The sequence below is a fragment of the Paenibacillus sp. FSL R7-0048 genome, assembly GCF_038004505.1.
In the GTDB taxonomy this organism is placed as follows: domain Bacteria; phylum Bacillota; class Bacilli; order Paenibacillales; family Paenibacillaceae; genus Paenibacillus_AQ; species Paenibacillus_AQ odorifer.
On record NZ_JBBORF010000001.1, the window covers coordinates 3,499,472 to 3,515,281 of the forward strand.

The window sequence follows — 15,810 nt, forward strand, 5'->3', positions numbered from 1 at the left end:
TTTACCAACGTTTAACTGTATTTCGTACAGCTATATTCCTTCAAATCACTCAGCTCGTAGATATAAGTGTACTTCGTACATCTATTTCCTTGATTTTCAACCCATTAGGTAGGTTTGGATGTTTTTAGTTGTATAAAGTGCAGTTAAAGTATGAAGGTTCTTTCTGCGTACGGAATAAGTGTATAGAATGCAGTTATTTTCCAGATTCCATTAAAACGTAGAGCTACATGAATGCGGAGAGTAAATTCCGATCGCCTCAAGTTCAAGGTTTGCTATAAGCGATTAGCGACCATTAGTCTGTTTATATTCACTTGCCCATAATCTGATCAGGTAATGCGCATTGATTCAAAAACACCAGGGAGTGATTTTCCAATAATAGGAGAATCGCTGCCTGGTGTTCTTTTTTTACCCTCAAAGCTTGTTCCTATAGACCTTGGGTGACATCCCATAGATTTTAGTGAATTGGCGAGTAAAATAATTACTATCACTAAACCCGCATTCATGTGAGATTTGGGTGATACTGAGATTAGAATGCTTTAATAACCCGCAAGCCCGTTCCAGACGTAAACGATGAAGATAAGCGATCGGGGTTGTCTGATAGTAGGAGCGAAAGATCCGGTTTAAGTGTCTGACTGATATGTCCGAATGTTTGGCGATCTGATCCAGTGTTAACGGCTCAAGATAACGATCTTCCATATATGAGAGTGCATTCGCCAAATGCATCAGATGGTTCCCCTGAATTCCTTTTTCCTGTGGGTCATAATGTCTGGACAAATAGACGACCAGTTCCATAAACTTGGAGCCCAGCATGGTCTGATAACCCTGTAGCTTGTTGTGATATTCTTCAATCATACCCGCAATGAGAAAAGAGACATACTCCAGGTTAGGAATCGGCAAGCTGAGTTTGCTTGTGTAGGAATGTTTATGACGATACAGGGGTTCCAACACAAATAAGGCTTGAAAGCCGTTGGATGTCCGCAAATCCGCTCCGGCCGTCGATAGCAATTCAGGCTGAAACATAACATTGCAGATCTTGAAATCCTGAGGATCTTTAAAAGCATGAGGGGTCGAACCATTAATTACAAACACATTTCCCTTTTTGATAAAAGACTCCTCAGTATTAACAATATGTGTAGCTGTGCCACTCAATACAATTACGAGCTCTGAAAAGTCCGCATGTCTATGTAGATCGGTGTCTTCGTCGTGATAGCCGTATTGAATAAAAAATGGAAATTGACGATCAGATGTAAACCATTTTAAATAAAATTCACTCAACTCGTTACCCTCCAAAAGCTTGTCCAGATGAATGTCTATATCATGCTATTTTAGGACCGAATAATCAAGGCTTTCTATCCAGTGGAAGCAGTATAATCCTTGACATAGGTTTCAGTGATTAAGATAGAGAAGGAGAATACTACATGAAATATAACAATCCGATTATCCCGGGGTTTTATCCAGATCCAAGCATTTGCAGAGTAGACGAGGATTATTATCTGGTAAACAGTTCATTTGCCTATTCTCCGGGAATACCCATTTGGCACAGCAAGGATTTGGTGCATTGGAAGCAGCTTGGGTACTGTTTGACTCGTGAGAATCAGCTTCAATTTGATGAATCCGTGGTGTCCGGAGGTGTTTGGGCGCCGACTCTTCGTTATTATAACGGTCGTTTTTATATGGTTACGACAAATCAGGATAGCGGGGGTCATTTCTACGTTTGGGCGGATGACCCGGCAGGCGAATGGTCGAATCCACTTTATGTGGAGCAAGAAGGCATTGATCCCTCCTTGTTTTTTGAGGATGGAAAGGTTTATTTCACAAGCACAGGCTCCGAGCAAGGGATGGGGATCTACCAATGTGAGATTGATATTGAAACGGGTCAAAAGCTTAGCGATACACGCTTGATCTGGACTGGTAGCGGAGGAAAATTCCCTGAGGGTCCACATCTTTACAAAATAAACGATTACTACTATTTGATGTGTGCGGAAGGTGGGACAGAATATGGACATATGGAGACTATTGCAAGAAGTAGATCGCCATATGGGCCTTATGAATCGTCTCCTCACAATCCCATTTTGACACATCGAAGTTCAGATTACCCCATTCAAGCTACAGGGCATGCCGATTTAGTTGAAGCACAGGATGGTAGCTGGTGGGCGGTATTTCTGGGGATTCGACCAGTAGGTTATCCTTACCGTCATCATCTTGGCAGAGAGACATATTTGGCTCCTGTTCAGTGGACGGAGGAGGGGTGGCCAATGATTGGTGATAACGGAGAGGTTGGTTTAGAAATGGAAGCTGACCTGCCTTCACCAATGCCGTGGGAAGAAGAGCCTGAAACCGACGATTTTGATCAATCTGACCTAAGAATAAGCTGGAATTTCATACGTAATGCTAATAAGGTGGATTGGTCATTGCAGGAACGGGGAGGGTGGCTAGCTTTACGTGGATCAGATGTGAGATTAAATGAGAAGGGTACGCCTGCTTTTATTGGCTGTAGACAGCGGCATTTGAATTGTGAAATTACCACCAAAATGGAATTTAGCCCTCTTGAGGGTGACGAAGCTGGTCTTGTAGTTTTTATGGATCAGAAGTATCACTACGCAATTGGACTAACGCAGATGGAAGGTGAAAATGTTATTACGCTGCGCAGACAGGTAGGGAGCATTAGTGATGTGGCATATTCTTCGGCTTTCGAAGGTACAGGGGTAGAATTGAGAATCCAGGCATTACCTGAAAAATATATATTTTACTATCGAGGTGTGGATCAAATATGGCATCTGCTTGGCGAAGCCGAGACACACTTGATATCTACTGAAGTCGCAGGCGGATTTACTGGAGTATTCTTCGGCATGTATAACTACTCTCCTTATGGAACAACTGCTTATTATGATTGGTTTAGCTATCAAAAGAAATAAAAGGCGGTCGGCTACGTGATCGTCAGAAAAAGCAGTGTTAGCTTGTGAAAAATACAAAGCAGCGATTCTCCAAGTATGGATGAATCGCTGCTTTGTGTTTTTTGGTTGTTGTTGTTTGGATATCGTTGTTTTTTTGTCGTCGTTGGTTGTCTCCATCAGCTTGTATTTATCAACCTCTTAGGCTTAAGGACTCAGAGGACGTTATTTGCATATTAATCCCTTTTTAAGCATAGTTTCGGACCCCAATGCAGCTATTACTTCGAAATAGATTCATATTGAGTGTTTTTTGAGCCAATAGCGGCTATGCGGTCCTTTAGCATCCCAAATGTGAGATAATACAGCGTTTAAGGTCCCCTGGGTCCGATAGTGATCAGCAGATAGGATAAACCTGATAGGACCAGCCCGATAGAATCAGCGTGTGCGCAAAGGTTACCTATACATGTTGGTCTTTAGCGGATAGTTCCATATTGTGAATGAAGAACACGTTCGCTTTTATCCAATGAGCATATCTTCCTTCAAACGCTTGATGTCTGCTCTAGGTGGTGAACCAAACATCCGAGAATATTCGCGGCTGAATTGTGATGCACTTTCATAGCCAACACGGAACGCGACATCCGCTGCATCCGCTGATTCAGATAATAAAAGGCGGCGAGCTTCCTGTAAGCGCAGATGCTTTTGAAACTGAATAGGACTCATGGCAGTTACCTCTTTGAAGTGTCTATGGAACGAAGAAATACTCATACTGGCTGTTTCAGCAAGCTCTTCAATCCGCAAAGGTTTATCACAGTTCTCGATAATCTGTTCGATGGCCTCCCGAATGCGGTAGGTGCTGCTACCTTCCATCGCAATTTGAGCGAGTGTAACTCCATAGGGTCCCTGCAGAAGCCGGTATAGAATTTCATCAGTATAAATCGGAGCCAAAAACGGAATGTCCTTGGGATCATCCAGCAAACGTACCAATCTCAGGATCGCATCCAATAGTGGTAACTCTATCTGCCCGACATACATAGCGCGCTTAGCATTTTCTTTCGGAGCGAGTTTAAATTCGGAATCATTTAGTACTTTCAAAATCTGACTCTGCGTGAATTCTAGCTTAAAGCTTAAATAGGGTGCGTTAGGAGAAGCTTTTATAATCTGACCGATAACGGGTAAATTCATTGATGATATTAGATAATTTGCGGGACCATACTCAAAACGCTCCTTGGCCAATAAGATCTCCTTTGTTCCCTGCGCAATGAAACATAAAGAAGGTTTGTATACTCTGTATACTGGCTCGGTCACATTGGAGTTACGAATCACAAATAATGAGGGGATAGCGGTCTCATATACTCCATCCTGGCTCGAATGATGTTCAATCAATCTGGCGAGTTCTTCTTTCCGCTCTAGTAATTCTTTAGACATGTGCTCCTCCTAATGTTTTGTTCTTATTCAATTATAAAGTAAAAACATCTTTTGTGTTAGTGATAGTGAGAGGAATAGGCAATCATTTAAGATAATTGAGATAACGGCGTTCACTTCATTTATCGCATAATTAGAACTAAGAAAGGAGTTTTAAAATTGAGCAATGTTTTGATCTTAGGCGCTAACGGCGGAATTGCACGACATGCGATTGATTTGTTTTTGAACGAAACCGATGCCCGGTTAACACTTTATCTCCGTAACTCGGACAGATTAAGCCATATAACATCCAGCCGTGCTCGAGTAGTTGAAGGAGATGTGTTGGATAGTGAGCAATTAAAAGAAGCGATGATCGGGCAAGATGTTGTTTATGCTAATCTGGCAGGTAATTTGGAGAAAATGTCTAAGACTATCGTTGAAGCAATGAACACCACTGGTCTTAAACGTTTGATTTTTATCAGCTCAATGGGCATTTACGATGAAGTTCCAGGAGAGAAGTACAGCAGTATATTGGATCCATATCGTAAATCTGCAGAAATTATTGAAGCTTCAAATCTTAACTATACAATTCTGAGACCTGGATGGTTTACCTATAAAGACGAGATAGACTACGAAACAACTCAGAAAGGTGAACCTTTTAAAGGGAGAGAAGTGTCGCGAAAAAGTGTGGCTGCATTAGTTGTTAAATTGGCCGAGTCACCAGATATGGAAATTCGCCGCAGTTTAGGAGTAAACAAACCCAAAATCTAAAGGAGACACATACTAATGGAATATACAAAACTTGGTCGTACTGGTTTGGATGTATCTAGAATTTGTCTTGGTTGTATGAGTTACGGAGTACCTGAACGTGGAATGGCTCCGTGGTCGCTAAATGAGGAGCAGAGCAGACCCTTTATTAAAAGAGCACTGGAGCTTGGCATCAACTTCTTTGATACGGCTAATGTATACTCTGACGGAACAAGCGAAGAAATTGTCGGACGTGCCTTAAAAGAATTCGCTCGCCGCGATGAGGTAGTCATTGCTACAAAGGTGTTTTTCCGGATGCATCAGGGACCAAATGGAGCAGGACTTTCACGCAAAGCAATTATGACCGAAATAGACAACAGTCTAAAACGGCTTGGCACAGATTATGTGGACCTATACCAGATCCATCGTTGGGATAATGACACTCCTATCGAAGAGACCATGGAGGCCCTTCATGACGTAGTAAAGGCAGGTAAAGTTAGATATATTGGAGCGTCCTCTATGTATGCTTGGCAGTTCTTGCAGGCACAGCATGTTGCTGAGCGTAACGGTTGGACTAAATTTGTCTCTATGCAAAATTACTTGAATCTACTCTACAGGGAAGAAGAACGGGAAATGTTGCCTCTTTGCCGGGAAGAAGGAATCGGTGTGATCCCATGGAGTCCGCTTGCTAAAGGTCGACTAACCCGTGATTGGAATGAACAAACAGCTCGTTCAGAGATAGACGAAGTCGGAAAGGCATTTTATGCAAAAATGGCTGAGGCTGACCGCAAGGTTGTTGAGGTAGTTGCCGAAATTGCGGCAAAGCGCGGGATTCCACGTGCCCAAGTAGCGCTTGCTTGGGTTCTGCAAAAAGAGCAAGTAACATCGACTATCATTGGTGCAACCAAAGCAAATCATCTGGAGGACGCCGTTGCAGCGGTATCAGTGAAGCTGGAGCCAAGTGAAATAGCGAGTCTGGAAGAGCCTTATGTGCCACACCCAGTTATAGGAAATCTAAGCTAGATAAAAAGCGTGATACCCTTGGGGATCGCGCCTTTTTTTTACCTAAGCTAAACTTTCATCTACCATTTAGTGCCTTTAGAAACTTGTCTTTAGTTTGGCTTAATCGTTGCTCAGCACCATGCGGGTGCAAGGGTTTGCATAAATAGGTGAATAAGAAAACACATTCCAATCGATAAAAATGACATGTTAATTCTTCTTAAGCCAAGGTAATATGTATCCGATATGTGAGAGTGAATATAGAAAAGGAGATGAACTCTTTATTATTAATTCCACATTGAAGCATACGCACATGAATACTGAAATTGGCCAACCAGCCATCCTCAATCCAAGTCAGGTGTACCCGACGGTTTACTTCACACCGTGTGTTAACGGAAGGGTTGCCGGTGAATTGATTTTTGATAGAACGAAACTGGTGACTGAGTTGCCTGAGACTCCTATGGTTAAAGACTCGTTAATGGAATGGACACCGTTAGGCACGGCTGATCTACTGGGTACTTATGAACTGCGAATGACCCTCAAGCAGGACGGAAAAGCTCCTCAGTATGACTCATATTATTTTACCGTGCTGGATCCAAAGAGCATCCCCGCGGGACAGAGCACAATCGCTTTCCTTGGTAACGATGGAATGATGATGTATATCGGTGATTATCGAGGTAATCGGATCTTGGACTTTTCTAATGCGGGTTATAGGGGTGGTGGTGTTGAGATCCCGAATATTCCCGTTAAGTCGACCGTTCTACCCTTGGACGGAGACGCGACGGACCGTATTCAGGTGGCAATTGACCAGTTGGCTAAGCTCCCGCTCGATAAGAATGGATTCCGCGGGGCAGTCCTTTTGAAAAAAGGCAGATATGAAGTCGGAGGCACGTTGTTCATTAAAGCAAGTGGGATCGTCCTTCGCGGTGAAGGTCAGGACAAAGAGGGCACTATTCTCTATGGTACCGGAGCGAAACTGCGAAATCTAATTGAAATTGGTGAAAATGCAGATCTTATGCTGGACAGCAACTCGAAGCAGATGATTTCAGATTTGTATGTGCCCTCAGGCTCGCGTTCTTTCCATGTAGAAGACGGGGGTGCTTACAATGTAGGCGATCAGATCATAGTCCGCAGAATAGGTAATAAAAACTGGATTCACGAAATTGGTATGGATAACATATATAAGCGCCCGGGTGGAACCGTAACCCAATGGTCACCGTTCAATCTGGATTTTGACCGAGTCATCACTGCTATTGTAGGTAATACGATTACGGTCGATGCCCCATTGGCGAATGCTATCGAACGTCAGTGGGGCGGCGGAGAGATCTATAAATATACAGATCATGCCCGCATTCAGCAGGTGGGGGTAGAGAAAATGAGGGTAGAGTCCGATTTTGACCCAAGCATTATAGATATTAAGATGGATAACGATACAACAGATCCTTATTATGCGGACGAAAAACATGCTGAACGTTTCGTCGTGTTCAACAGTGTGAAGAATGGCTGGGTTCGAGAGGTGAGAGGTTACCATCTGTCCTATTCTCTCGTTCAAATGAAGCGTTATTCCAAATGGATTACGGTTCAGGACTGTCAAATGTACGATATGATCAGTGTGGTTACTGGGGGTCGCCGTTATGTCATACATCAGATGGGCCAGCTAAATCTCGCTCAACGTATTTATACAGAGACGGCGCGGCATGCGTTCACCGTCGATAGCTGGGTACCGGGGCCGAATGTATTTCTGGATGGAGAAGCTGTTAAAAATTATAACACCAGTGAACCTCATCATCGCTGGTCAGTCGGAGGCCTGTTCGATAATATCAAAGCTCCCATCTCTATTCGGGATAGGGCGTGGTTAGGCAGCGGACATGGTTGGGCAGGTGCGAATTATGTTACTTGGAATACACACGGAGAGCTCACTTTACAGCGGCCACCAACCGCTCAAAATTACGCCATTGGCCATGTTGGTAGCAAGGTACCCGGACTGGTTCCTAACGATTATGATTCCCGGCCCCGTGAAGATGGATATTGGTGCAGTTGCGGTCAACATGTCGTCATTAATAGTCTCTACAAGCAGCAGCTGATGGAACGTTTAGGTCGAAATGCGCTCAGTAATATAAAAAAATAATTTACAGTAGGGTGCGGAATTTTCCGCATCCTTTTTAGTGTGGATCATAAAAAAACACAACCCCTAACAATCTATGCCATGGAGAGACATCAGGATCAAGAGTAGCATAGGAAGTGGAGTTACTGACGAATGATATGACCTGAAAATAGGAAAGGCCAGGTGAACAAGAGTTGAGTGAAAGAAGACGAGCGAAACAAGAGGTGGCATTACCGGCAACCAAGCAGGAATCAGAACGTCTTCGATTATGGTATACAAGCCCGGCGTCAAATTGGAATGAGGCTCTTCCCATAGGAAATGGGCGCCTCGGGGCAATGGTGTCCGGTATGATCGGCCAAGATAAAATCCAGCTTAACGAAGATTCAATTTGGTACGGCTGCCCTGGACGCGCAGCTAATCCTGCAGCTCAGCCATATTTAACAGAGATTCGGCAAATGTTGAAAGACGGCAGGCAGGCGGAGGCAGAACATTTGGCAAGAATGGCTATGACTGCTTCACCAAAATATGAGCAGCCGTACCAGCCACTTGGAGATTTGATTTTAAAGTTTCTGGATTCTAGTGAGGTTATTGAAGAATACGAGCGGGAGCTCGACTTAGAGCAAGCAGTCGTTACGGTATCGTACCGTTGTGGCGGGGTTCGCTATTACAGGCAATATTTTATAAGTGAACCGGACGGTGTATTGGTAGTCCGACTGACAGCTGACAGACTTGGCAAGATCACGTTGGCTGCGAATCTTATGCGTCGTCCGTTCGATACCGGCTGTAGCACTGGTCCTGCAAACACAGTTTTAATGAATGGGGAATGCGGAGCGGATGGCGTTCGCTTTTGCACAGCACTAAGGGCAGTTCAACAAGGAGGCCGCCAGAGGCTCATCGGGGATTTCATCTCTATTGAGGGGGCAGACTCCGTCACCCTTATGCTGGCAGCGCAGAGTACCTTCCGCGTAGATCAACCTGAAAAAGCCTGTCTAGAGCAATTGGATCAAGCTACGGCTCAGTCTTTTGCAACTCTAATAAAGCAGCATAAGGAGGAATACAAGTCCCGGTTTGCTCGATTTTCAATCGATTTAACTAGGGGTGGAGACCTGTACGCTGAGCTTCCTACCGATAAGCGATTACAGCGGTTACAGCAAGCAAAAGATGAAAGAAGCAATCCCAATGAGTCTGGTGATCCGGGACTAGTTGCACTATATGTACAGTATGGGCGCTACTTACTGCTTTCCAGTTCTCGACCAGGTACGTTGCCTGCTAATCTGCAAGGCATATGGAATGATAGCTTTACCCCGCCATGGGAATCAAAATATACAATTAATATTAACCTCCAGATGAATTACTGGCCTGCCGAAGTCCTAAATATGGCTGAATGCCATGAACCGCTGTTTGATCTGATCGAACGGATGCAGTTGAACGGTCAAGAAACGGCAAAAGAAATGTATGGCTGTCGCGGTTTTGTTGCTCATCATAACACTAACTTATGGGCGGAAACCCGACCAGAAGGCATCCTAATTACCTGCACGGTCTGGCCAATGGGTGCTGCTTGGTTATGCCTTCATTTGTGGGAACACTACCGGTTTGGACTGAATCTTTCTTTTCTCAAGGAAAGGGCCTATCCAGTGATGAAGGAAGCAGCGATTTTTCTGCTTGATTACATGGTAGAGGAAGGTGGCTTACGAATTACTGGGCCTTCAGTCTCCCCGGAAAACCGCTTCCTTCTTTCGGACGGAAGCAGCGGCAGCCTCTGTATGGGACCATCCATGGATTTGCAAATCGCATATACATTGCTATCCGCCTGTTCGGAAGCGGCATTAATTATTGGAGAAGAAGATACAATGTTTATCTCTGAACTACATGAGACGCTTGAACACATTCCACAGCCGAGTGTGGGCAGTCATGGACAGATTAAGGAATGGCTGTTTGACTACGAAGAGCAAGACGCAGGTCACCGGCATATTTCTCAGTTGTTCGCATTACATCCGGGGGAACAGATTGACATGAGGCACACCCCTGAGCTTGCCGCAGCAGCCCGGCGAACGCTTGAACGCCGCCTTGACGGAGGTGGAGGTCATACCGGCTGGAGCAGGGCATGGATCGTCAACTTTTATGCCCGTCTCGGTATGGGTGCGGAAGCCTATGAGCATTTAATTAAACTGTTAGCCTCCTCCACGTATTCGAATCTTTTAGACTGCCATCCACCCTTTCAAATAGACGGCAATTTTGGTGGAGCAGCAGGGGTAGCAGAAATGCTGCTGCAATCCCACCGAGCAGAACTTCGACTATTACCTGCCCTTCCTAAGGAGTGGTCTTCAGGCAGCATAAGGGGGATGAGAGCAAGAGGTGGTTTTACCGTTGATCTTTCTTGGAGCCAAGGAAAGCTGGATGAAGCGACGATTCACTCTACGGTTACCGCTGAATATCGAATTTGGTCTGCCGTTCCGCTCGATCTGCCAGAACAATCTCTTATTAGCGATGGTCAGGGATTTGAATATACTTTTTCTTCAGTTGCAGGGAAGTCCCGCAAGATTCGTGCACAATAGTCAATCGTAATAAAACACAGGCAAGCCGAAAAATCTCCATTTTGAAGACCTGGATATTGGATTAACATTAGCCATACAACAAAATCCAAACTGCAACCAAAGGAGCGATAATTATGCCACAACAAGTGCCAGCCGCATTGCCAGCGAGCAGGCCAGATCTTTCCCCATTCCAAAGACGAATGACCAATTTGCGCAAATATAAGGCGCTATATCTCATTTCACTTCCAGGCATTATTTTTTTTATCGTATTTAAATACTTACCCTTGGCGGGTTCCATCATGGCCTTTCAAAACTACAACATATTCAAAGGTTTTACAGGCAGTCCGTGGGTTGGCCTTGATCAGTTCCGGCGGATGTTCACCTATCCAGAGTTTTTGAGAATTCTTGAAAATACTATCCTGATCGGCCTATATGATATGGTCTTTGCGTTTCCGGTTCCCATAATATTCGCCCTCCTTCTTAATGAAGTGAGAAAAGCTTTCTATAAACGGATTTTGCAGACCGTCGTTTATTTGCCCCATTTTCTCTCATGGGTCATTATTGGGGGGATTATGATTGGCATTTTGTCCCCAACGACAGGTATCGTGAACCAGATCTTAAATACTTTTGGGCTCGACTCCGTTTATTTTCTGGGCGAGGACTCGTATATTCGTACCATCCTGGTTGGAACAGGCATATGGAAAGACAGTGGATGGGGAACTATTGTTTATTTAGCCGCACTCGCTGCTGTGAATCCTGAGCTGTACGAAGCGGCCCGGATTGACGGAGCAAATCGTTGGAAACAAACCTTATCTATAACGATCCCGACGATCTTGCCTACTATCATGATTATGTTCCTGCTTCATATCGGTAACTTCCTTGATTTTGGCTTTGAGCGAGTGTTTGTATTTATCAATTCGCTTAATGAGACCAATGGAGATATTCTCGATACTTATATATACCGAGTGGGTCTTATTGATCAGCAATACAGCTATACAACAGCTATAGGCCTCTTTAAATCGGTCGTCGGACTGTTGCTAGTCATGATCGGGAATACGCTTAGTAAAAAAGCATCAGGGGATGGACTTTACTAGAAAGGAGTCGAAGAGTAAATGAAAAATAAAGGTCGCCTATTTGACGTTTTCAACTATATGTTTCTGATGCTGGTCGGGTGCTTGATGGTCTTCCCTCTGCTGCATGTGCTCGCCAAATCATTTAGCAGCACTCATGCCATTAATGCAGGCGAGGTTAAGCTATTCCCTGTAGATTGGACGCTCATGAATTATCAAGTTATTCTTGGGGATACCTCCATCTGGAGAGCTTTCATGGTAAGTATATTTATTACAGTTGTCGGAACGCTTATTAATCTGATTTTAACTGCATCACTGGCCTATCCTTTATCCAGATCCGAATATTCGATGCGCAAAGGAGTTCTGATTTTAATCCTAATTACGATGATATTTCACGCTCCGCTCATACCGAACTATATGGTCATCAAAAACTTGCACTTGATCGACTCTTTATGGGTATTAATCATCCCATCGGCCATCAGTGCATATAACCTGTTCATCATGCGTTCTTTTTTCTCAGCCCTGCCTACTGAGCTGATAGATAGCGCGCGAATGGATGGAGCGGGAGAGCTGCGCACGATGTGGAGCGTCATCCTTCCTTTGTCCAAACCAGTTATGGCAACTATGGGCTTGTTTTACGCGGTATCCCATTGGAATTCTTATTCATCGGCGTTGTATTTTATCAATACACGAGCGCTTTATCCACTTCAGCTGCGGCTTCGGGAAATCGTACTGAGTAACGACCTTGGGCAAGCGGGCAGCTTATTAGAAAACGTAAATGAAGTATCTCCGGCAGGTGTGCAAATGGCAGTTATTGTCGTCTCCGTCATACCGATTATTATCGTGTATCCGTTTCTGCAAAAGTATTTTATCAAAGGGATGTTAATCGGATCTATTAAGTCTTAAATCAATCAGCTTGCATCATCCTTTAAAAGAAACAGCCATCTGCTTATCAAAATATGGTAAGATATAATCCAAACTCAAAAATGGAAGCGTTGCCAAATATCGCAACTTCAAATCAATTTCATACCACAAGACAACTGATTCTGATTCCATTCCGGAAGGGATTTGATACAAGTGCGAGTATTGATTGTAGAAGATGAGCCTGTCATTCAAAAAGGATTGGTGAAGATGGTCCAGCGTTATCCGGTCTCATTCACCGCGATTTATACAGCCGACGACGGCGAAGCAGCCTTAGAAACTATCCAAAAGGTAGAACCGCATTTAGTGCTGACAGATTTGCGCATGAAGCGGATGGATGGCCTTGATTTATGTGAACGAATTCACCGTGATTACAGTCATGTCCAGGTGGCAGTCATTTCCGGGTACAATGACTTTCAATATGCACAACGAGCAATGGCCTATGGCGTTAAACGGTATTTACTGAAGCCGGTTCTCCAGCAGGATGTGCATGATATGCTGAGAGAACTGATATCCGGCATGACAGGCAGCATTATTCCTGTTCATAAATACGTGGATTGGGCCGAACAGCTGGAACAACACATCTGGCTGCTGCAACGTGATGAGACAAACCGTCTGCTTGATGAAAGAGAAACATCGGGTTTATTTGAAGGATTGAACGTCTTTAGCATGGATGCAGTGCTGAATGATTGTCTGCAAATGATCGTAGATCGCTTGGAACGCCGAGGCTGGAAGCCTCCGTCCCGGTGCTGTGGAGATGTGAAAGCCGCCAATACGAAAAAAGAAACGATGTTAGCATTTGTCGCGATAATAAACGGTATACTTGCGGAGCTGCAGCTTACTCGCAAAGGCAACTATAAGGACCCGGTTGAAGAAGCAAAAGCTTTCATTGATAAACATCTGGCTGAGGATGTGTCGTTAGAAGAAGTAGCCAAACGGGTGGGACTTGCCCGCACCTACTTCAGCGCATTATTCAAAAAAATGACGGGGGAAACCTTCGTACACTATCGGATCCGGAGACGAATGGAGGAAGCGCGCAGACTTCTTGCCGTACCCACCATGACAATCAGTGACATCTCGATTCATGTAGGTTACGAGGATTATCCTCATTTTACGAAGACATTTAAAAATCTCGTGGGTGTGTCACCTTCGGAATACCGTGCTTCGTTTGGCATTGAATAATGAGAGCAACCCTCAGCCGGAAGCTGCTATTTTATTTTACCATTGTCATCTTACTTTCCCTGTCAGCGCTGGGGATTTCCTTTTACAGCATTTCTGCCAAGCAATTGCAGTCAAGCACTGAAAACCAAATGATTCAGATCGTAAATAATGCAGTTCATCATACCAATCTCTATATTTCATCCTATCAACGGTCGACCGTGGCGCTACTAACGGATTTGAGAGTTAAAAGATATATTGATCTATCAGCAGATCGTGAGGAATATGAAAATTACCGCTACACGACCGATATTCGCGATGCTATTGTTGAACCTGTATGGATTCGCAATCCCGAGATTGAAGCCCTATATATTATCGGGTATTCCGGGAATGCGCTTTATTATTATAATGGCGGTTCAGCGCCATCTTTTACACAGGAAGACACCGCTAGACAGATCCGGTATTTCAAAGAACATACAGATGTCAGTGGACAGTTGAATGTAATCAATTACAGTATCCGTGGGGATCAAACGCCGATGTTGACCTTAATCCGCAGCATTCGCGGTCTTCAGTCACCAGAGATGAAAGGATTTGTAGGCATCGAAGTCAAAGCAGAGGAGCTCTCTACGTTATGGAAAGGAATCGATCTTGGTCCCGAAAGCTATTTTTTTATTGTAGATGGCGAAGGCAGGATTCAATATCATAACGATCAAAACAAAGTAGGGACGTTGATTCCCGATAGTCTTGGCAAGCAAATTGAGCAAGCAGGAGAGGCGATGTTCCGCAGCTCGGCAGAGGGCGTGGAAAAATCTTATATCAGCCGTAATGCGGAATATTCCGGTTGGCATCTGGTTGTATCCATCCCAGACACTCAGCTGCAAAAGCCGCTAATTACCATCCGGAATTATATTATTGTTGTCGCGATTTTGACATTTATGATAGCGCTGTTTCTGGCAAGCCGATTTGGTAAGTCCGTTACTACACCCATCCGTATACTGATGAAAGGAATGAGCCAGACCGAAAAAGGAAATTGGGAATTAATCTCCCTTCCGAAAAGCCAGGATGAGGTCACTGGGCTTATCGTTCGTTACAATCTGATGGTAACCCGCCTGTCAGAGCTTGTGGACACCGTGTATCAGTCAGAACTGAAGAACAAGGAAATGGAAGCTGAGCGGCAGAAGGCCGAATTCCAATCCTTACAGCTGCAGATCAACCCTCATTTTTTATACAATACGCTCGAAACGGTGGTCTGCTATGCAGTAATTCAGGATTCAGATGAAATATCAGAAATCGTCGGAGCCCTGTCCTACATGCTGCATTATTCGGTGCGCACCAATCTTGAAGAGATAACCGTAGCAAATGAGCTGAAGCATGTCATCCATTATATGGTCATTATCAATCACCGGATCGGAAGGCCGTTTGAAATCGATGTGCGGATAAAGCCTGAAATGCTTCTGCGCAAAATGGTTCGCTTGACCTTACAGCCACTTGTGGAAAATGTGTTCCAGCACGCCTTTCGTTATGGTGTTGAAGATTATCACACGATTACGATTGATGCTGGAGAGGATGGCGATATCTTCTGGGTCAGCATTACGGATAATGGCAGCGGGATGACCCCGGAGCGGCTTGAAGAACTTCGCCTCAAACTGAGTGAAAATCGACTCGCCGATGTGGAGGAAGGGAAAGGAAGCCCAGGCGGCATCGGTGTGCAAAATGTTCATCGCCGGATTCAGCTTGTCTTCGGAGAAGAATTCGGAGTTGACGTAGAAAGCAGTCCAGAATGCGGAACACGCATGATCATGAAAATGCCGATTTCCGGAAGGAAGGAACAGCAAGTGCTTAACGCATAGGCGCTTCTCGCCGAAGAGAACGAGGATCAAAAAGCTGTCCTGAGGTCCGAGCCGCGGACTTTTGGGATGGCCTTTTTTTATAACGATAACCGATCACAAAAAAACACATCCCACAATAATCCACCCCATGGGAGT

General features: G+C 44.5%; 11 protein-coding genes. 9 read left to right on the forward strand and 2 right to left on the reverse strand.

Features of this window, described 5'->3' with window-relative positions; translation table 11 throughout:
* Window positions 1-411: 411 nt before the first annotated feature.
* Window positions 412-1,275 carry a helix-turn-helix domain-containing protein gene (locus NSQ91_RS15745; protein WP_076125669.1) on the reverse strand — a complete coding sequence of 288 codons (864 nt, stop codon included), beginning with the start codon at window positions 1,273-1,275 and terminating at the stop codon, window positions 412-414.
* 143 nt (window positions 1,276-1,418) lie between these two features.
* Between NSQ91_RS15745 and NSQ91_RS15750 the strand changes: the two genes are divergently transcribed.
* Window positions 1,419-2,915, forward strand: coding sequence for a glycoside hydrolase family 43 protein (locus NSQ91_RS15750; RefSeq protein WP_076303768.1), 1,497 nt, complete (start codon window positions 1,419-1,421; stop codon window positions 2,913-2,915).
* A 492-nt stretch (window positions 2,916-3,407) separates the two neighbouring features.
* Here the strand turns inward: NSQ91_RS15750 and NSQ91_RS15755 are convergent, their stop codons facing one another.
* Window positions 3,408-4,316, reverse strand: a complete 909-nt coding sequence (locus tag NSQ91_RS15755) for an AraC family transcriptional regulator (protein ID WP_076184576.1) — start codon at window positions 4,314-4,316, stop codon at window positions 3,408-3,410.
* A 156-nt stretch (window positions 4,317-4,472) separates the two neighbouring features.
* Here NSQ91_RS15755 and NSQ91_RS15760 point away from each other — a divergent pair, with 156 nt between their 5' ends.
* From NSQ91_RS15760 to NSQ91_RS15795, 8 genes are all read left to right on the forward strand, one after another.
* The gene (locus NSQ91_RS15760) at window positions 4,473-5,063 is read left to right on the forward strand and encodes an SDR family oxidoreductase (protein ID WP_076190384.1); all 591 of its coding nucleotides are present in this window, start codon (window positions 4,473-4,475) and stop codon (window positions 5,061-5,063) included.
* A gap of 15 nt (window positions 5,064-5,078) precedes the next feature.
* Window positions 5,079-6,062: an aldo/keto reductase gene (locus NSQ91_RS15765; protein WP_076303767.1), complete on the forward strand. Its 984-nt coding sequence runs from the start codon at window positions 5,079-5,081 to the stop codon at window positions 6,060-6,062.
* 289 nt (window positions 6,063-6,351) lie between these two features.
* Window positions 6,352-8,166, forward strand: coding sequence for a hypothetical protein (locus NSQ91_RS15770; RefSeq protein WP_076303766.1), 1,815 nt, complete (start codon window positions 6,352-6,354; stop codon window positions 8,164-8,166).
* A gap of 170 nt (window positions 8,167-8,336) precedes the next feature.
* On the forward strand, window positions 8,337-10,697 hold the full coding sequence (locus tag NSQ91_RS15775) for a glycoside hydrolase family 95 protein (protein ID WP_081387770.1): 2,361 nt from the start codon (window positions 8,337-8,339) through the stop codon (window positions 10,695-10,697).
* 179 nt (window positions 10,698-10,876) lie between these two features.
* A complete protein-coding gene (locus NSQ91_RS15780; RefSeq protein WP_076190487.1) occupies window positions 10,877-11,770 on the forward strand; it encodes an ABC transporter permease in 894 nt (297 codons plus the stop codon).
* Between the two features lie 18 nt (window positions 11,771-11,788).
* Window positions 11,789-12,652 carry a carbohydrate ABC transporter permease gene (locus NSQ91_RS15785; RefSeq protein WP_076184580.1) on the forward strand — a complete coding sequence of 288 codons (864 nt, stop codon included), beginning with the start codon at window positions 11,789-11,791 and terminating at the stop codon, window positions 12,650-12,652.
* A gap of 171 nt (window positions 12,653-12,823) precedes the next feature.
* Complete coding sequence (locus NSQ91_RS15790) at window positions 12,824-13,849, forward strand: response regulator transcription factor (protein WP_076125647.1); 1,026 nt, start codon at window positions 12,824-12,826, stop codon at window positions 13,847-13,849.
* Window positions 13,849-15,675: a cache domain-containing sensor histidine kinase gene (locus NSQ91_RS15795; RefSeq protein ID WP_076276513.1), complete on the forward strand. Its 1,827-nt coding sequence runs from the start codon at window positions 13,849-13,851 to the stop codon at window positions 15,673-15,675. Before NSQ91_RS15790 ends, NSQ91_RS15795 begins: the two co-directional genes overlap by 1 nt.
* The last annotated feature ends 135 nt before the right edge of the window (window positions 15,676-15,810 follow it).

Excerpts from the sequence above, each read along its gene's own strand:
- NSQ91_RS15750 (WP_076303768.1), top strand. The coding sequence starts at position 1,419 with ATGAAATATAACAATCCGATTATCCCGGGGTTTTATCCAGATCCAAGC.
- NSQ91_RS15755 (WP_076184576.1), bottom strand. The coding sequence starts at position 4,316 with ATGTCTAAAGAATTACTAGAGCGGAAAGAAGAACTCGCCAGATTGATT.
- NSQ91_RS15765 (WP_076303767.1), top strand. The coding sequence starts at position 5,079 with ATGGAATATACAAAACTTGGTCGTACTGGTTTGGATGTATCTAGAATT.
- NSQ91_RS15770 (WP_076303766.1), top strand. The coding sequence starts at position 6,352 with ATGAATACTGAAATTGGCCAACCAGCCATCCTCAATCCAAGTCAGGTG.
- NSQ91_RS15780 (WP_076190487.1), top strand. The coding sequence starts at position 10,877 with ATGACCAATTTGCGCAAATATAAGGCGCTATATCTCATTTCACTTCCA.
- NSQ91_RS15785 (WP_076184580.1), top strand. The coding sequence starts at position 11,789 with ATGAAAAATAAAGGTCGCCTATTTGACGTTTTCAACTATATGTTTCTG.
- NSQ91_RS15795 (WP_076276513.1), top strand. The coding sequence starts at position 13,849 with ATGAGAGCAACCCTCAGCCGGAAGCTGCTATTTTATTTTACCATTGTC.